Raw genomic sequence first — 16,038 nt, forward strand, 5'->3', positions numbered from 1 at the left:
CGCCGTCCCGCGGTCAGAAGTCGACGGCGGCGCTCACGTGGAGGCCGACGAAGCGCCACCCGTCGTCCCGCCGCGCGAGCGTCCCGCTCCAGCGGGTGTCGAACTCTCGGCGTCGCCCCGTTTCCGCGTCCGTCCACGCCATCGCGACCGCGTCGCTGAACCACGCGTGGTCGTCGCGCTCCGTGACGCGGAGATCGCGGCTTTCCACGCGCCAGTCCGTCGTGGTCTCGGTCTGCGCCCGGAGTCCCTCGCGGATCCGGCCGCTCCCGACGAGCCGCTCTGAGACGCCGAACTTGACGTACGGGTCGTCGCCGTCGCGCTCGTCGGCGACGTACGGCGCCAGCGGGTCGCCCGCCCGAAGCGCGTCGTAGTACGAGCGGACGGTCTCGCGTGCGTTCATACGGGACGCCACGCGCTCGGCGGAGAAGTGTTTCGGGGTCGCGGGCGATGAGCGCTCCCGAGCTCGGTCAGTCCACCGGACAGCGGTCGATCCCGAGGACGCGGTACAGCAGACACCGCCGCGTGGCGCCCTCGACGACGAGCACGGCGCCGGCGACCGCGAGCCCGACGGCGGAGACGACGGGCACGCTGACGTCCGTCGTCGCGACGAGGACCGCGAGGACCACGACGGCGACGCCGCCGATGACTCGCGCCATCGCGTCGATTCGGCCGATGTTTCGTTTCACGTCCGCACGTGGGTGCTGTGCCGTCAAAAGCGTTGAGTCAGGCGAAAAATCAGTATCGACCCGCCTTGTGCGGCAGTGAGCGAAGCCGTCACCTCGTCGACTGTGATCTTATGAGATATTTCCAGTGATGTCTTCCCGTAAGAAGAGACCCTCAGACCGCCGTGGGCTCCTCGCCGGCGTCGCTCACGACGAGTTCCACGTCGAGGCGGATACGCTCGTACGGGAGGTACGGTCGCTTGGCGCGGTCGTCGTCTTCGACGAGGAACACGATTCCGTAGTCGGCTAAGAGGGTAACGTCGTCGTGGACCGTCTTGTAGCTGCGGTCGAGCGTCTCGGCGAGCGCGCTAATGCTCTCGGCGGCGCCGTCGACGTCCAGCAGCGTCTGAAGCACCTCGATCCGCCGGTCGGTGAGGATCTTCCGGAGCTCGCCGACCGTCCCGAACGACACCACCGCGGGTCGCGCCTCGCCGTCGTCGACCGCCTCGACCGCGTCGAGCGTGTCCTCGAACGCCTCGTCGAACGACTCGACAGTGAGACGGAGGACTGCCGGGTGCGGGCGGTCGCGAGGGTCGCTGTACTTGTCGGGCCAGCCGTCGTGGTCGGGGTCAGTCATGGGTGTTCTCCGTGTCCGCCAGTGCCGCGATCTCGTTCAGGAACCGCGTCACGTGAGCCGCGAGACCGTAGAACTCGATTTCGGCGTCCTCGCCGAACCGAACGTGTCGGTGGTGCCAGCCGAGATTATCGTCGTCGTGTGCGTCGTCGTACCTGAGCAGTTCGCCGGTTTCCGGTGGTAGTACTGAAACCGGTAGAACCACCCGTCCGGGTAGTCGTCGTCGCGGATCGCGAATATCTCGACGCGTCCCCCGGGGACGGCGCGGTTCAACTCGATCGGGCGGTGATCCGGCATCTCCCCTACTCATAATGTATGACCTCATACTACAGGATTCTGGTTACGTTTCGCTCTCGGCGTTCTTCGAAGACCGCTTGAGCCGCATTCCCTTCGGCGTCGAGATCGACGTCGCTCTGTTGCTCAACGCTGCTCATAACCCCACCCCTGAGCCGGTGAAAAAGCGCAGAAACCTGTCAGTAGAAGGTAAAAACGGTTATATGAGGAGCGGGCCGGGCGCGATTGTGAACTACGAGAAGACGGTCGCTCGCTTCGCTCGCGCTGCGACTTCTCTACTTCAAATCGCTTCCGTCCGGTTCCCTCACCGCATCGCTATCGCTCTGCGGTTCAGTGTACGGGCCGGGCGCGATTTGAACGCCTCACGCCGTGTACCCGCCGTACACGGGCGCTCGGCAGGTGATGGATACCGGGAGATCGCTGTTGGTGAGTTGAGCGCGAGGCCCACCAATGACAACCGATCTCAAGCCGATCGATCCGCAGGAAGCAAAGGAGTGGTATCTCGAAAACCGTCGCGGTGAATTGGCGGATGCGACCTACAAAGCGCACAAGTATCGACTCTCTCCCTTCGTGGAGTGGTGCGATACCGAAGGAGACGTGAGCAACATAAACGACCTAAGCGGTCGGCACTTCCACCAGTACAAGAAGTGGCGACGAGAGAAGGGCGACTGTAACAAGGTCACGATGGCGACGCAACTGAGTACGCTCAAGGTCTTCATCGACTTCTGCGAAAGCATTGACGCAGTCCGTCCCGGTCTGTCCGACTACATCGATCCGCCGACAATGAAGAACAAGGAGGATGTGAACGACGACTACGTCGATGCGGAAACCGCTCAGGCGATTATCGAGTACCAACGGAACTTCAACTACTCCCAACGCGAACACGTCATCTTCGAGCTACTGTGGCACACGGGGATGCGAAACGGTGCGCTTCGAGCTATCGATCTCGACGACTTCGACCAAGATGAGCGCACTCTCGAAGTACATCACCGTCCGGATCGAGGAACCCCGCTTAAGAACGGGAAAGAAGGCCAGCGTGTCGTCTCTCTCAAACCGAAGGTCAATCAGATCGTGCGGGATTACATCGACCATCACCGATTCGGTAAAACGGACGATTATGGACGCGAACCGCTACTAACGACTCGCCAAGGCCGCATCTCGAAGACGTCCATTCGGAGCAACTGCTACCGTGCTACTCGCCCCTGCGAGTATGGGCTTGACTGTCCCCACGATAGAAACCCCGACGACTGCGAGGCCGCAAGTTCCTATCACGCGGCCTCAAAGTGTCCGTCCTCCCACGCTTCGCACTCGTTGAGGAAAGGAGCAATCACGCACGCACGAAGGAGCGAAGTTCCGATCGAAGCGGTGTCAGAGCGGATGGACGTGAGTGCTGACGTGCTGAAGAAGCACTACGACAAGCGCACTAAGAGACAGGAAATGAAGAACCGACGGGGTTACTTCGACAACATCTAACAGGAAGCGGATGAGCATTGAGGGTGATTACTGACGATCCCCTCACAGCTACCCGACTACATTCAACAAGCCGCATCTGGAGTGTTTTCTTTTATAAACCATAGTTTCTCTATATTTTGCTATCCATCTGCCTTACTGCGATTCTCGCAACATAACTTAGAGGAGTGGGGTTGTGTGTTGTGTGGATATGAGAGTTGTAGATCCACACTAAGAGTAGAGGGAAACCCAACGAAACATGTGGTACCTATTCCGACTCAATGAATCGACACACCGGATAGAACACTACCCGGATGTACCACCAGCATATATGAGTAAGTTCCTCCGAGCAATTTCTCGTCTGGAGTCTGGAATTTGGGCTACTGAGTGCGACATTATTCCCCGTATAGGGGAGAATCGAAACGGAGAGAATGGAAGGTCGTGACAGCTCCCTGCTTTCGTCTCACGCAATCCCATGACGTGCCACCGGGGACGCATCGTGGAGTATTTGGACGGTATGAGTAGCCTTCTGGAGGCGCGTAATGACTAAAATTCTCTTTATCCCACGAAACAGTATTCAGCGCCTTCCCAACAGGTGGTGCGGGATCAGATGTGAAAGACCCGAGAGATACTCATACAGTTTGGAGCCAAGGACATTAGAGGAGAATTAAGAGAACCTTTCCTCTTCTCCTATGAGAGGATCTCCCATTTCCCTGTTTTCTGGAGTGTGGAAATTCCAGCTATCTCCACCAAATTCTACTTCGACTAATTTTTCCGGGCGATATTCCTGATTGTGGTATTCATTCGATAGTTCAGCCAAAATCTGTGCGTTGCCATCGCCATACATAGCTTCAAAGACTGTATTTGCTGTATCTATATCGTGAGGTCTTACATTCGGCTCGTCATCAGCACCAAAAATTACATAGCTCCAATCCTGTAATTTGTCAGCTCGGTAATCACGCACTTCTTCTTCAGTAGCATCATTATTTTCTATACCTCTCTCAATTAGAGCTTGTACTGATTGGTAATCCTGAGCAACATTCTGTGCCCAATCTGTATTATCTCTAAGGTCCGCCAGGTATTCTGGTTCTCCACTTCCAGGCCTATTTACTTGTCTGTTGTATGTTTCTGGGTCTGGGTCCAAGATTACTGGTTGGCTCTGTAGTTCTCCGTTTTCTACTTTGTAAAATTCGAATATTGATTCGCTATCACTTGTGAAACTCCAGTTCCGGTTGAGTACTACAGAGTTTTCTGCGTTGTCTCTTTTTCCTTTTATTCTGTGATACTCTGAAAAGATAGATGCGTAGTTTTCTTTTGAGAGTTCCTCTACAAGTGCGTCTCTTTCCTCTTCTACGGTTTCTGCTCCTTCCAGTACGCTGTTGATTGTTTCTGCTCTTGTTGCCGATACAGGCCCCGCTTCGATCATCTGATCGGTGTAGGCCCCGAGGCCGTTCAGTGGTATTCCGTTGCGAGTATCTTTCTCCCACTGAGGAGTCTGTTCTTCTTCCTCTTGCCCTTCCTCTGGATCAGAACTGTTGTCTTCTGCGGATTCAGAGTCACCTGTATCTGAACCATTACCAGCAGGATTTGTGTCAGATTCTTCGAGTCCACTGTTTCCCTCCTCTTCAGTAGAACCGGTATTTCCCGTACAACCTGCTATTGCTCCTGCCCCGGCGATTGTAAGAACTCCTCTTGCGAACGACCTCCTGTCTGAACTCGGTTGTTTTTCACTCATCTCTCAGGTTGGGTTCGTTATCCTACATGTGTGCGATACTGTACTTAAATATTGTAGACGAAGTAACCAGACAGGTGAGTCATTCTCTGGTTGGACGTTATCCGCTGGAAGCCCCTCTTTCTTTTATAAGTGATAACAGCGATAGGGAAACGCACCCCGGCGCAGTACAGCGGTTTCGCAACATAACTTAGTGGTTGTTGGTGGTGTGTTGTGTGTAGGAGAAGGGTTAGATGGGTTTGTCCGGAACATCAACGTCTTCGTATTCGGTGAACTTCGGTTCCTCTACGATCCCTCGAAGGAACTCCCATGTTACATCCGGCTTGAACTCCGACCCGTACTGTTCCTCAAACCAGTCCCACGTCGGTTGCCACCCTTTGAGGAGGTGACGACAGGCTACACGTATTCGTTCTTGATGGGTAAGTGACTCAATGTCATCCAGTTCGGCCTTTCGTTGGAGGTCTTCAGCCGGATTGCCCGAGTTCTTTCGCGCCGGCCAGATCTCCTTGGATTCGCTGGTAGATGTTTCCCCGCTCGATGTTGCCGCCTTTGTCGAGCCGGACGCACCAACGTCGTACCCTTGATCGGAGAGGTACTTCCGAGCGGCATCACGGCCTCCGTCTTCACGGCTGAGGTGGAAGCCTGTTTTTAGCGCCTCGATCTTCGTGACTGAGTGGATGATGGAGCTTCGACTTCGACCACCGTGAATTACGACGTAGTCGCCGGTTCGATATTCGCCGTTGATCCACTTCTCGTAGTCCTTTCGCGCTCCCTCTGAAAGCTGGAGTGGGCCGTGTTCTGACTCTTTCGTGAAGCTCTCATCACAGCCAACCGCCTCGATGAACCGAACTGGCACCATCGGCGCACGGGAGCGACGATCCTCTTGAACGAATACTCCACCCTTCACCTCCACTACCGCGAGACTCCGGGGGTTTCCTCCTGCGTGTGCGTACGGAGAGAACTCCTTCGCGTTGTACATCGACCACTCTGGTACATCGTAGGTATTCTCTGGGTATTCCCTCTGCTCAATGAGTGGCGTCTCAATATCGCTCTCAGGACTGTCCAGAGTGAGCGCGAACTCTTCCCCGTCCAGTTGTGGGGAGAACGTCGCTTCGAGCATATCGAGGTACGAGTCGGGGTATTCGTGGTCTTTACCAGCAGTTCGGATGATCCGGTCGTTCTCCCATGACGGATCGATTCGCACCTTTTGGAACTCGCCAGCACTTTTTCGGTGGGTTGCTCCGGGAAGTCGGAATTGCTGTTTCGGCTTGTAGATCCCCGTGTCGAGTTCCGCACCAGTCTCCTCACAGAACTGCTCAGCTTTCCCCCGAATTTCCGTCAACTGCGCATGTGTGAAGAATTTCGGGAGATGAACGTGGATCGACCGACTACCCGAATACCAGAACGTACACTCAGCGGGAGAAACACTCAGTTCCTCCTCCACGAACCCCCGAATCCACTCGACCATCGTAGGGAAAGAGACGCCGTCATCGCGAGCGTCACTCTCGGCATAGACAGGATAACAGACGCGGCCAGCGCCCTCGCACTCTCCTTGGATCTCCTTGACGATGTTCGCACTCCCCTTGATGGCGTAGGGGGAGTCAGCGAACTTCTCCAGCTGAGCGAGTTGGTCGTCCGTGACGAAGTAGATCGCACTCGATGTAATTGCCCCCTCAGGAACAGGCTCGTACAGCGACCGGAGTTTCAGTTCTTGTGTCTGACCGCCCCCATCCCGTGGAAACCCATACCGAACGAGTGGTGTCGTATTCGGATGAGCCGTCTCGAACCAGTCAGTAACAGTTGTCTTGCCACTATTCGCTGTCGTGCGCGTAGATACGTCAATCGCCATTATATGAAGTGCTGAAGGCTCTCAGCGGTTCGTTATCCACTCTCCTCAATGCGTTGACACTCCGAGAGGAACTCGATAGTTGCGACTCGTGAGTTGAGAGTCCCGCGAGAATCTGCCTTCAATTTAATGACAACGTCCAAGCGGAAATAGGTACCGGAAATCCACAGACTGCGTCGATGTAGCCGTCAAATGATTAGAGAGATGGAGGGTGATCTTGCGCGGTTGAACCCCCGGAGTTGAGGGCAGATGTGGTTAAAGAATGGACTACTTCGTCCAGAACTCCTCACTTCGTAGCTCTCATAGAGACAGTACACCGGAATATCCCCCAGTTCATACGCGCGCTCAAAGGTGTCAAATTCGAGGATGTATAGGCTGACTAAAATCGGCTAAGACGTAACTCGGGTATAGCATCGGGTCGCACCACATACGAAACGAACTGACGCCGATTATCGGGGTATTCCCGAACCTTCTAATGGCCCTAATGCGTAGATAGAGGTAGTTCAGCCGCTAACAGCCTGACTCGGTATCCGTCCTTCAGAAAGCGGGCCGGGCGCGATTTGAACACGCGACCGACGGATTAAGAGTCCGTCGCTCTCCCTAACTGAGCTACCGGCCCTCACGAGTTCGTATCCGGGTCATGGTAAAAGGCCTTTTCATTCGACCCCGTCGCCGCCGGGCGGATGCCGGTCGAATCGCACGAATGCGGCGGTGTCACATTCTCGATCGGGTGGGCGAAGCTGTCGCCCTTCGCGGCTTCGTTGACGCGGTACGGCGGAGAGAGCGCACTCGTTAAGTGTCGTGCCGCGGAAATCCCTTCAATGAGTAGTGGGGCATCCGGATCCGCGCGGACCCGGTACGCGATCCTCGGCTGTGGGAGCGTCGGGCACGCCGTCGCTGAGGAACTGACCGAGCGCGGGAAGGACGTCCTCATCCTCGACCGCGACGAGAGCCGGGTGGAGGCGCTCCGCGACCAGGACCTCAACGCGCGCGTTCAGGACATCGCCGAGCCGGACGTCGTCGATGAGCTCGACGACCGCGACATCGTGTTGATCCTCGCCAGCGACGTGGAGGCGAACAAGGCCGCCGTCTCCGCGGTCAGGGAGACCGGGGGCGACCACTACGTCGTCGTCCGGGCCTCCGACCCCGTCAGCGAGGACGAGCTGCGCGAGCGCGGCGCGGACGTGGTGATCAACCCCTCGACGGTGATCGCCGACAGCGCGCTTCAGTCGCTGGAGACCGGCGAGCTGGAGTACATGGCCCGCCAGCTCGCGGAGATCATCGAGGAGGGGGGCGACCGGATGGCGATCCTCACCCACGACAACCCCGAGCCGGACTCGATCGCGTCCGCGACCGCGCTTCAGGCGATCGCGGAGGCGTTCGGCGTCGACGCCGACATCATCTACTCCGGCGATGTCGGCCATCAGGAGAACCGGGCGTTCGTCAACCTCCTCGGGATCGACCTGCTCGCCCGCGGCGAGGCGCCGCCGCTCTCGGAGTACGAGACGGTCGCGGCCGTCGACCTCGCGAAGGCCGCCGCCGAGGACCTCGACCTCGACGTGTCGATCGACATCTACCTCGACCACCTGGAGTCGGAGGTGCCGTTCGACGCGCGCTTCGTCGACGTGCGCACCAACGTCTCCTCGACGTCGACGATCCTCACGAAGTACCTCCAGGAGTTCGACCAGTCGCCCTCCGAGGCGGTGGCGACCGCCCTCCTCTACGGGATCCGCGCCGAGACGCTCGACTTCAAGCGGGACACGACCCCCGCCGACCTGACCGCCGCCGCGTACCTCCACCCGTTCGCGAACCACGACACGCTCGAACAGGTGGAGTCGCCGTCGATGAGCCCGGAGACGCTGGACGTGCTGGCGGAGGCGATCCAGAACCGCGAGGTCCAGGGGAGCCACCTCTTTTCGACGGCCGGGTTCATCCGCGACCGCGAGGCGCTCGCGCAGGCCGCGCAACATCTCCTCAATCTGGAGGGGATCACGACGACGGCCGTGCTGGGCATCGCCGACGAGAAGATCTACCTCGCGGCGCGCTCGAAGGACATCCGGCTGAACATCGGCAACGTCCTCGACGAGGCGTTCTCCGAGATGGGCGACGCCGCCGGCCACTCGACGCAGGGCTCCTTAGAGATCCCGCTCGGCATCTTCACCGGCATCGAGGCGAGCGGCGAGAACCGGGACACGCTCCTCCACCTCACCGAGGAGGCGGTCCGCCGGAAGCTGTTCGACGCGCTCGGCGTTGAGGGCGGAAGCGGCGACAACTCGAACGGGTCCTGAACTCGGTGCGCATCGCCGGGGTCGTTTTCCGACTCGGAGCCGTAGCTCCGGACGCGACACCGCATGTACGTCCCCGACGATCCGCCGGCGACCCCGCTCTCGACTGCTACCACCACACGCACGAGCAGGCCGGCACAGACTAACGGGTCCGGCACAGACCGACGGGCTCGGAGCCGGATTTCGCAGGAAAGGACGGCCGAGCCGCGGAGTCGGCTTAGAAGTCGTCGCCCTCGGTGATCGAGGTGTGCGAGCCGATCAGCGCGCCGGAGAGGTCGACGCCCTCTAAGGTGGCGCCCGTGTCGATCACGGAGTTGCGGACCTCGGAGTCGGTGATCGTCGCGTCCTCGAACACGACCGCGCGATCGAGCGTCGAGTCGGTCACCGTCGCGCCCGACATGACGTGGACCACGTCGCCGAGGTCGCTCCCCTCGACGGTCGCGTCGTCGGCGACGAGCGTGCCGCCGTCGAGGGCGTACTCAACCGCGTCGAGGTAGCTGTCGGCGGTGCCGATGTCGAACCACGCGCCGTCGAAGGTGTACGCGTGGACCGGCCCGCGCTGCTGGAGCCACTGGAGGAACCAGCCCGGCTCGTCGGGGTTGTTGTCGTCTTCGAGGTACGTGGTGAGCTTCGGGAGCGTCTCCGCGGGGAACGCGTAGCAGGCGATGGAGACGAGTGTCGACTGCGGGTCCTCGGGCTTCTCTTGGAAGTCGATCACCTCGTCGCCGTCGAGCTGGACGAGCCCGTACGACTTCGCGCGCTCGCGGTCGCCCACGTCGTAGGCGGCCAGCGTCGGCGTCCCCTTGTCGTGGAAGAAGTCGGCGAAGTCGCCGAGATCGAAGCTGATCATGTTGTCGCCGGCGACGACGATCAGGTCGTCGTCGACGCCCTCGCGGTCGACGAGCTGTTCGAGCGCCCCCACGACGCCGAACTTCTCGTCTTCCTCGACGGTCTCCTCCACCGAGAGCGTCGGCTTCTCGAAGGGACTGTCCGCGAGGTACTCCGCGAACGTGTCGGCGAAGCGCTCGTTCGTCGAGACGAACACCTCGTCGACCCGGTCGTCGGCCTCCAAGTCCTCGAATATCTCGTCGATGACGGTGTTCTCGCCCACCGGGAGGAACATCTTCGGCCGGTGTTCGGTGATCGGCCAGAGCCTGGTCGCGTAGCCACCCGCGAGTACGACAGCTTTCATACCCCTCCTGTCTCACCCCGGTGACATACCTCTTGTGCCCGCGTCATCGGTCGGACCGCTCGCGCCGGCGATGTCGTGCGCCCGCGGCGTCGGTCCCCCGAGCCGCGGCGTCGCGATCCCGGACGGTTTTGCTCGTCGCCGTCGAAGTTCGCCCATGGAGACGACACGCCAGCGGATCGCCGACGCGCTCCGCGAGGAGCCCCGGACGGCGAGCGACCTCGCTGAGGCGCTGTCGCTGCCGACGCCGGTCGTGTACGAACACCTCGAACACGTCTCGCGGTCGGTGCGAGAGGGAAACGACGGCAGCGAAGGCGACGCGGACGAGGAGTTCCTCGTCGCGCCGCCGACCTGCCGCGAGTGCGGCTTCGACGGCTTCGACGACCCAGTCAACGAGCCCTCGCGGTGTCCCGAGTGTAAGAGCGAGCGGATCGAAGAGCCGGCATTCGTGATCCGGTAGGGAGGCGGTGCGGCCGCCGTTGCGGAGCGATGCCTACAGTTCGTCGAGCAGCGTCGCGGCCGCGGCCGCGGAGGAGCCCGGGCCGCGGGCGGTGATCAGGTCGCCGTCGACCGTGACGCTCTCGTCGGCGTCGAGCTCGGCGTCGAAGTCGGCGCCCGCGAGGACGACCTCGTCTTCGACCCAGTACGGGAGCTTCCGGCCGTCGGGCATCACATCGTTCTCGTCGACGATGTCCGCTTCCCACTCGTTGGGGAACCCGGTGACGGCGCGCCCCTCGACGAGCGGCGTTCCGTCGGCCTCGCGCGTGAACGCGAGAATCCCGACCGCGTGACAGACGACCAGGGCGACACCCTCGTCGCCCGCGACCGCGTCGAGCAGGAGCTGACGGGCGTGGCGGTCCTGGTTCACGTCCCAGACGGTGCCGTGGCCGCCGGGGAAGACGACCGCGTCGTAGTCGGCGGCGTCCACCGTCGCGATCGGTTCGGGGTCGTTCAGCTCGGGATGCTCCTCGTCGACCTCGCGGAGCTCCGCGACTCGCTCCTCGCCCCCTGCGGCCTCGGGGTCGAGCGAGCGCTCGTCGACGACCGGCGGCGACCCCGAGGGCGTCGCAACCGTCACGTCGACGCCCTCCGCCTCCAGCGTCGTCAGCGGCTCGATACACTCCTCGGCCCAGTACCCTTCCTCGCTCACGACGAACAGCGCTTCAGTCATGTGTACCCCACCATTCGCGACCTCGACATAAAAGGCGCCCGCGCCCGGCAGTCGCGAGGGACGGCGCGGGCTTTATAAACAACCGGGGCGGTGCGGTCGGCGCGTGCCCGTGAGCGGCCGCCCTCGGCGGCCGCGAACGGCACCGCGCGAGGGAGTCGGGCGCCCGGAGCGAAGCGGAGGGCGGCCGACGAGGCTGGGGAGGCGTGAGGCTGCGGTTGCTGTGCGTTCCCGCGAGCAGGGAGGGACCGGAGGTCCCTCCGGCAGCCGGCGCGTAGCGCCGGCGACGAAGCGAGCGGGAGCACGGAAGTCGCAGCCCGCGCAGCGAACGGAGTGAGCGAGCAGGACCGTCTTCCGGAGGGGTGGGACTCAAAGGGGCAGCCGTGAGGGCGGCGCAGGCGACGCAAGCACTGGAAGGAGCGAACGGAGTGAGCGACTGAAGCGCACAGCGAGCCTGCGCCGCCCTCACGGCTGGGGCTTTGGAGGTGTTCGCCGTTGATCCGCAGTCAGCCATTTATAAGCAAGCGGCTGGGGCTTTGGCGGCGTTCGCCGTCGATCCGCAGTCAGCCATTTATAAGCAAGCGGCCGGGGCTTTGGAGGCGTTCGCCGCCGCTACGTAGTCGACTATTTATAAGAGGATGACCGAGGATTTCGCGGGTTTTACTGCTGCGCTGCTCCGGACGACTTATTCGTCGCCCTGGGCGTCGACGATCACGACCTCGCCGTCCTCGACGGTGACGTTGATCAGCGTCTTCACGTTGTAATCGGTGTCGTCGAGCTCGTTCGGGCCGGCCTTCTTGATCACGGCGACCACGTCGACGACCTCCGCGCCGACCTCGTCGGTGAGCGCGTCGAGGATGGCCTTCATCGTGCCGCCCGTCGAGAGCACGTCGTCGAGCACGAGCACGCGGTCGCCCTCCTCGACGTCGTTGATGTACATCTCAGACTCGGAGTAGCCGGTCTCTTGGAACAGCGGCACCTCGCCGTCGAGGCCGTACTGGCGCTTCCGGATGACGACGAGGGGGATGTCGGTCATCAAAGAGAGCGCGGTGGAGATGTGGATCCCCATCGCCGCGGGGGTGACGATCTTGTCGACGTTCTCCAGCTCGGCCTTCCGGATGATCCGGATGACGATCTCCCGGAGCAGCTCCGGTTCGAGCATCGGGACGCCGTCGCTGATCGGGTGGACGAAGTACTGGTACTCGCCTTTCTCGATGATCGGCGCGTCGAGGAGCGACTGCCGCAACTGGTCCATGTCGCCGGTACTCGGGCGGATTAATAAAGCGTGGCGGTTACGGAATCGCGATGAGAGGTGATGGCACGGAGCGGGGGAATCGAACGTCCGCTTATGAATCTCGCAGCGATCAGAACGCCACCGAAGCCCCGGCCGCGAGGCGGACGCACGCTCGGGGCGGTCCTCGCTCGTTCGCTCCGCTCACTCGCTGCGGTCCTACCGTCGTCATCAGAACGCTTCACGTTCTGATTGGCTCACGAGAGCTCCGCTCTCGTGAACGCCTGCGCCCGCCTCGCGGCCGCCCCTTCGAGTCCCGCCCCGCACAGCACCTCTCGCCTCCCCAGCCTCGCCGTTCGCTCCGGGCTCCCTCCGGTCGCCCGTCGCTCACGGCGTCCCTCGCACGCGCTCCTCGCGCCCTATCGGGCGCTCGGAGGCGCGCGCCACCGCGTCCGTTCGCAACTCTACTACTCGAACTCCGGCTCGCGCTTCTCCAAGAACGCCTCCATCCCCTCGCGCTGGTCGTGCGTGCCGAACAGGCCGGCCCACGCCCGGCGCTCCAAGGCCAGCCCGGTCGACGCCGACCCCTCGCCGGCCGCGTTGAGCGCCTCCTTCGCGGCTCGCAGCGCGGTCGCGGGCTTCGCGGCTAACTCGCCCGCCAGCTCGTCGATCCGGTCGTCGAACTCTGCGTCGGCGACGACCTCGCCGACGAAGCCGACCTCGGCCGCCTCGGCCGCGTCGATCCGCTCGCCGAGGAAGATCAGCCGGCGGGCGACCTCGTCGCCGACGAGCGCCGGGAGCCGCTGGGTGCCGCCCCAGCCCGGAATGATGCCGAGGTCGATCTCCGTCTGTCCGAGGACCGCGCTCTCGGCGGCGACGCGGAGGTCACAGGCCAAGGCGAGTTCGCAGCCCCCGCCGAAGGCGTACCCGTCGACCGCGGCGATCGTCGGCGCCGGGAACGTCTCGATGGCCTCCGCGACGCGGTGGCCGAGCTCTGCGTACGCCTGCGCCTCGGGCGTCGACATGTCGACCATGTAGGAGATGTCCGCGCCCGCGACGAACGCGTCGTCGCCCGCGCCGGCGATCACGAGGACGCGGGCGTCGCGGTCGGCGGCCTCGTCTAACGCCCCCTCGATCGCTTCGAGCGTCTCGACGGTGAGCGCGTTGAGCTGTTCCGGTCGGTCGACGGTGATCGTCGCGACCCCGCGGTCGTCGACGTCGAAGTCGATGGTATCCCGAGTCATACGGACCTCGTCGCGGGGCGGCGTGAAAACGGTTCGGCAGGCGGAACCTTGGCTGCTTCCGCTGGTCGGCGAGCCTCCCGTGTCCCCTATTAGACCTCTTCGCGGCTGTCGATCCCTGTGTAGATGAACCACGCCGTCGTGTACACGCCGACGAACAGCAGGTAGCCGACGATCAGCCCCCCGAGCTGTCGGCTCGCGAGCCCGTCGGGGAGCGTCCGCGAGAGGATCCCGAGCGCGAGGACGAAGACGACGAGGGAGAACAGCCCCGAGATGGCGTACACGCCGAGGTCCGAAGTGAGACGTTCGCGCACGCACCCACCAACGCGTTCCCGTTACATACCGCCATCGGTCGCGCGGCAGCCGACACCGGTTGCGCGGATTGCAACCCCTATATGCCCCCGGCCACACGTGAGGGTATGAACGGGAACCGGTTCGGCCGACTCTTCCAGCTGACGACCTACGGCGAGAGCCACGGCGACGCGATGGGCGTCACCGTCTCCGGCGTGCCCGCGGGCGTCGAGCTCGACGAGGAGGCCATCCAGGCGCAGCTCGACCGGCGCAAGCCGGGCCAGTCGATGATCACTACCTCGCGGGGCGAGCCCGACGAGGTCGTCGTCAACTCCGGCGTTCAGGACGGCTACACCACGGGGACGCCGATCGGGATGGTGATACAGAACAAGGACGCGCGCTCGGGCAAGTACGAGCCGTACGTCACCGCGCCGCGCCCCTCGCACGGCGACTACACCTACTCCGCGAAGTTCGGCACGCGCAACTGGGGCGGCGGCGGGCGCTCCTCAGCCCGGGAGACCGTCAACTGGGTCGCCGCGGGCGCGGTCGCCGAGCAGGTCCTCGACGCCTCCGACCACGACGTCGAGATCAAAGCGCACGTCAACCGCATCGGCGACGTCGAGGCCGACCCGGTGAGCTTCGACCAGCTCCTCGCGAACAGCGAGGAGAACGACGTGCGCTGCGCCGACCCCGACGCGGCCGCCGAGATGCAGGAGTTAATCGAGGAGTACCAAGAGAAGGGCGACTCGATCGGCGGCTCGATCTACTTCGAGTGTCGCGGCGTCCCGCGCGGGCTCGGCGCGCCGCGTTTCGACGGGTTCCCGAGCCGGCTCGGGCAGGCGATGTTCTCGATCCCGGCGACGACCGGCGTCGAGTTCGGCCTCGGGAAAGAGGCCGTCGACGTGACGGGCAGCGAGCGCAACGAGGACTGGACGTTCGACGACGGCGAGTCGTTCGACCACGTCGAGAGCGACGAGGGAGACCCCGTCCCCGAGGGGAACGACCACGGCGGCCTTCAGGGCGGGATAACCACGGGAGAGCCGATCTACGGAGAGGCCACGTGGCACGCGCCCACCTCGATCCCCAAGAAACAGCGCTCCGCCGACTGGGAGACCGGCGAGGAGAAGGAGATTCAGGTCGTCGGGCGCCACGACCCCGTCCTCCCGCCGCGGGCCGTCCCCGTCGTCGAGGCGATGCTCTACTGTACCGTCCTCGACTTCATGCTGCTCGCCGGGCGGATCAACCCCGACCGCGTCGACGGCAACCCGGGGCAGTACGACACCGACTACCACCCGAGCAGCCCGGAGAACGAGTAGCGGGCGAGGCGGTTCGGAGCGGCTTTTCGCGGTGGCAACTGATTCGAGAGGTGATACGTCGTTGACTCGCTCACAAATTCATTACAGAATATTACAGACTATGACACATGTCGATCGGTATCGACGCGTTCGATGACGAGCCGGAGGCGGCACTCGACGTCGCTTCCGGAACGCAGCCGTATCGAATCCTCGCGTTCCTCGCCGAACACGACGACCAAGCGTTCACCCAGACCGAGATCCACGAGGAGACGGGAATCAAGCGCGGGAGCGTCGGTGCCGTCCTATCGCGACTCGAGGACCGCGGACTCGTCCGCCATCGGGGTCGCTACTGGGCGATCGCCGAGAACGAGCGGCTCGCGTCGTTCGCCGCGCAACAGGCGGCGAGCTCGGCGTCGACGACGGACGATTACTACGGCGAGGACGGAGCGTGACCGAAGAAGGCGGCCTGGGTCCTCACTCCCCCGGCGACCACTCGCAGGCGTTCCCCGCGGTGAGGTCGTTCTCGTCGACGTGCGCGGAGAGGCACGCGTAGTTACAGAAGTACGTCGGCGAGCCACAGCCGTCGTCGCAGTCGCGCACACAGATCGGGTCGTGGTCGAAAATCCGCGAGCCGCAGTACGCGCAGGTCTCGTCGGCGTCGGGCGTCGACACGGTCGTGGACATAGCCGGAGACAGTACCTGCGGCGGTGAAAAGGCGTCG

General features: G+C 62.6%; 18 protein-coding genes and 1 tRNA gene. 6 read left to right on the forward strand and 13 right to left on the reverse strand.

Features of this window, described 5'->3' with window-relative positions:
- Positions 1 to 13: 13 nt before the first annotated feature.
- From J7656_RS09440 to J7656_RS09455, 4 genes are all read right to left on the reverse strand, one after another.
- Positions 14 to 400, reverse strand: coding sequence for a nuclear transport factor 2 family protein (locus J7656_RS09440; RefSeq protein ID WP_017343125.1), 387 nt, complete (start codon positions 398 to 400; stop codon positions 14 to 16).
- A 67-nt stretch (positions 401 to 467) separates the two neighbouring features.
- Entirely contained in the window at positions 468 to 686 is a 219-nt protein-coding gene (locus J7656_RS09445) for a YgaP family membrane protein (RefSeq protein ID WP_017343124.1), read from the reverse strand.
- Between the two features lie 151 nt (positions 687 to 837).
- Positions 838 to 1,299: an HVO_A0114 family putative DNA-binding protein gene (locus J7656_RS09450; RefSeq protein WP_017343123.1), complete on the reverse strand. Its 462-nt coding sequence runs from the start codon at positions 1,297 to 1,299 to the stop codon at positions 838 to 840.
- Positions 1,292 to 1,501: a hypothetical protein gene (locus J7656_RS09455; protein WP_237738324.1), complete on the reverse strand. Its 210-nt coding sequence runs from the start codon at positions 1,499 to 1,501 to the stop codon at positions 1,292 to 1,294. Before J7656_RS09455 ends, J7656_RS09450 begins: the two co-directional genes overlap by 8 nt.
- A gap of 539 nt (positions 1,502 to 2,040) precedes the next feature.
- Between J7656_RS09455 and J7656_RS09460 the strand changes: the two genes are divergently transcribed.
- Entirely contained in the window at positions 2,041 to 3,063 is a 1,023-nt protein-coding gene (locus tag J7656_RS09460) for a tyrosine-type recombinase/integrase (protein ID WP_211553140.1), read from the forward strand.
- 643 nt (positions 3,064 to 3,706) lie between these two features.
- On the opposite strand, the gene J7656_RS09465 is transcribed toward J7656_RS09460, so the two are convergent.
- The 3 genes from J7656_RS09465 to J7656_RS09475 form a co-directional block, all read right to left on the reverse strand.
- Positions 3,707 to 4,774 carry a hypothetical protein gene (locus J7656_RS09465; RefSeq protein ID WP_211553141.1) on the reverse strand — a complete coding sequence of 356 codons (1,068 nt, stop codon included), beginning with the start codon at positions 4,772 to 4,774 and terminating at the stop codon, positions 3,707 to 3,709.
- Positions 4,775 to 5,000: 226 nt separating this feature from the next.
- Positions 5,001 to 6,620: a hypothetical protein gene (locus J7656_RS09470; protein WP_211553142.1), complete on the reverse strand. Its 1,620-nt coding sequence runs from the start codon at positions 6,618 to 6,620 to the stop codon at positions 5,001 to 5,003.
- 542 nt (positions 6,621 to 7,162) lie between these two features.
- Positions 7,163 to 7,236, reverse strand: a tRNA-Lys gene (locus tag J7656_RS09475).
- Between the two features lie 202 nt (positions 7,237 to 7,438).
- Here J7656_RS09475 and J7656_RS09480 point away from each other — a divergent pair.
- Complete coding sequence (locus tag J7656_RS09480) at positions 7,439 to 8,905, forward strand: DHH family phosphoesterase (RefSeq protein ID WP_211553143.1); 1,467 nt, start codon at positions 7,439 to 7,441, stop codon at positions 8,903 to 8,905.
- A 214-nt stretch (positions 8,906 to 9,119) separates the two neighbouring features.
- Here J7656_RS09480 and J7656_RS09485 read toward each other — a convergent pair whose 3' ends face one another.
- Entirely contained in the window at positions 9,120 to 10,094 is a 975-nt protein-coding gene (locus J7656_RS09485) for a nucleotidyltransferase family protein (RefSeq protein ID WP_017343118.1), read from the reverse strand.
- Between the two features lie 154 nt (positions 10,095 to 10,248).
- On the opposite strand from J7656_RS09485, the gene J7656_RS09490 reads away from it, so the two are divergent.
- On the forward strand, positions 10,249 to 10,551 hold the full coding sequence (locus J7656_RS09490; RefSeq protein ID WP_211553144.1) for a transcriptional regulator: 303 nt from the start codon (positions 10,249 to 10,251) through the stop codon (positions 10,549 to 10,551).
- A 33-nt stretch (positions 10,552 to 10,584) separates the two neighbouring features.
- Here the strand turns inward: J7656_RS09490 and J7656_RS09495 are convergent, their stop codons facing one another.
- On the reverse strand, positions 10,585 to 11,262 hold the full coding sequence (locus tag J7656_RS09495; protein ID WP_211553145.1) for a type 1 glutamine amidotransferase domain-containing protein: 678 nt from the start codon (positions 11,260 to 11,262) through the stop codon (positions 10,585 to 10,587).
- Positions 11,263 to 11,744: 482 nt separating this feature from the next.
- Here J7656_RS09495 and J7656_RS15090 point away from each other — a divergent pair, with 482 nt between their 5' ends.
- On the forward strand, positions 11,745 to 11,879 hold the full coding sequence (locus tag J7656_RS15090; RefSeq protein ID WP_283091175.1) for a hypothetical protein: 135 nt from the start codon (positions 11,745 to 11,747) through the stop codon (positions 11,877 to 11,879).
- 65 nt (positions 11,880 to 11,944) lie between these two features.
- On the opposite strand, the gene hpt is transcribed toward J7656_RS15090, so the two are convergent.
- The 3 genes from hpt to J7656_RS09510 form a co-directional block, all read right to left on the reverse strand.
- Positions 11,945 to 12,514 carry a hypoxanthine/guanine phosphoribosyltransferase gene (gene hpt / locus J7656_RS09500; protein WP_006628363.1) on the reverse strand — a complete coding sequence of 190 codons (570 nt, stop codon included), beginning with the start codon at positions 12,512 to 12,514 and terminating at the stop codon, positions 11,945 to 11,947.
- Positions 12,515 to 12,957: 443 nt separating this feature from the next.
- Positions 12,958 to 13,734, reverse strand: a complete 777-nt coding sequence (locus tag J7656_RS09505) for an enoyl-CoA hydratase/isomerase family protein (RefSeq protein WP_211553146.1) — start codon at positions 13,732 to 13,734, stop codon at positions 12,958 to 12,960.
- An 89-nt stretch (positions 13,735 to 13,823) separates the two neighbouring features.
- Entirely contained in the window at positions 13,824 to 14,045 is a 222-nt protein-coding gene (locus tag J7656_RS09510) for a hypothetical protein (RefSeq protein WP_017343112.1), read from the reverse strand.
- A 105-nt stretch (positions 14,046 to 14,150) separates the two neighbouring features.
- Between J7656_RS09510 and aroC the strand changes: the two genes are divergently transcribed.
- Both aroC and J7656_RS09520 read left to right on the forward strand, forming a co-directional pair.
- The gene (aroC, locus tag J7656_RS09515; RefSeq protein WP_211553148.1) at positions 14,151 to 15,338 is read left to right on the forward strand and encodes a chorismate synthase; all 1,188 of its coding nucleotides are present in this window, start codon (positions 14,151 to 14,153) and stop codon (positions 15,336 to 15,338) included.
- A gap of 107 nt (positions 15,339 to 15,445) precedes the next feature.
- Positions 15,446 to 15,769 carry a MarR family transcriptional regulator gene (locus J7656_RS09520; protein WP_211553150.1) on the forward strand — a complete coding sequence of 108 codons (324 nt, stop codon included), beginning with the start codon at positions 15,446 to 15,448 and terminating at the stop codon, positions 15,767 to 15,769.
- 22 nt (positions 15,770 to 15,791) lie between these two features.
- On the opposite strand, the gene J7656_RS09525 is transcribed toward J7656_RS09520, so the two are convergent.
- The gene (locus J7656_RS09525) at positions 15,792 to 16,001 is read right to left on the reverse strand and encodes a hypothetical protein (RefSeq protein ID WP_211553152.1); all 210 of its coding nucleotides are present in this window, start codon (positions 15,999 to 16,001) and stop codon (positions 15,792 to 15,794) included.
- Positions 16,002 to 16,038: the final 37 nt, after the last annotated feature.

The sequence above is a fragment of the Halorubrum ruber genome (assembly GCF_018228765.1).
GTDB lineage: Archaea > Halobacteriota > Halobacteria > Halobacteriales > Haloferacaceae > Halorubrum > Halorubrum ruber.

Bases quoted from the DNA above. Each gene is read 5' to 3' on its own strand.
- J7656_RS09525 (WP_211553152.1), bottom strand. From the start codon at position 16,001: ATGTCCACGACCGTGTCGACGCCCGACGCCGACGAGACCTGCGCGTAC.
- J7656_RS09470 (WP_211553142.1), bottom strand. From the start codon at position 6,620: ATGGCGATTGACGTATCTACGCGCACGACAGCGAATAGTGGCAAGACA.
- J7656_RS09440 (WP_017343125.1), bottom strand. From the start codon at position 400: ATGAACGCACGCGAGACCGTCCGCTCGTACTACGACGCGCTTCGGGCG.
- hpt (WP_006628363.1), bottom strand. From the start codon at position 12,514: ATGGACCAGTTGCGGCAGTCGCTCCTCGACGCGCCGATCATCGAGAAA.
- J7656_RS09520 (WP_211553150.1), top strand. From the start codon at position 15,446: ATGTCGATCGGTATCGACGCGTTCGATGACGAGCCGGAGGCGGCACTC.
- J7656_RS09495 (WP_211553145.1), bottom strand. From the start codon at position 11,262: ATGACTGAAGCGCTGTTCGTCGTGAGCGAGGAAGGGTACTGGGCCGAG.
- J7656_RS09505 (WP_211553146.1), bottom strand. From the start codon at position 13,734: ATGACTCGGGATACCATCGACTTCGACGTCGACGACCGCGGGGTCGCG.
- J7656_RS09465 (WP_211553141.1), bottom strand. From the start codon at position 4,774: ATGAGTGAAAAACAACCGAGTTCAGACAGGAGGTCGTTCGCAAGAGGA.
- aroC (WP_211553148.1), top strand. From the start codon at position 14,151: ATGAACGGGAACCGGTTCGGCCGACTCTTCCAGCTGACGACCTACGGC.
- J7656_RS09490 (WP_211553144.1), top strand. From the start codon at position 10,249: ATGGAGACGACACGCCAGCGGATCGCCGACGCGCTCCGCGAGGAGCCC.
- J7656_RS09480 (WP_211553143.1), top strand. From the start codon at position 7,439: ATGAGTAGTGGGGCATCCGGATCCGCGCGGACCCGGTACGCGATCCTC.
- J7656_RS09460 (WP_211553140.1), top strand. From the start codon at position 2,041: ATGACAACCGATCTCAAGCCGATCGATCCGCAGGAAGCAAAGGAGTGG.
- J7656_RS09485 (WP_017343118.1), bottom strand. From the start codon at position 10,094: ATGAAAGCTGTCGTACTCGCGGGTGGCTACGCGACCAGGCTCTGGCCG.
- J7656_RS09450 (WP_017343123.1), bottom strand. From the start codon at position 1,299: ATGACTGACCCCGACCACGACGGCTGGCCCGACAAGTACAGCGACCCT.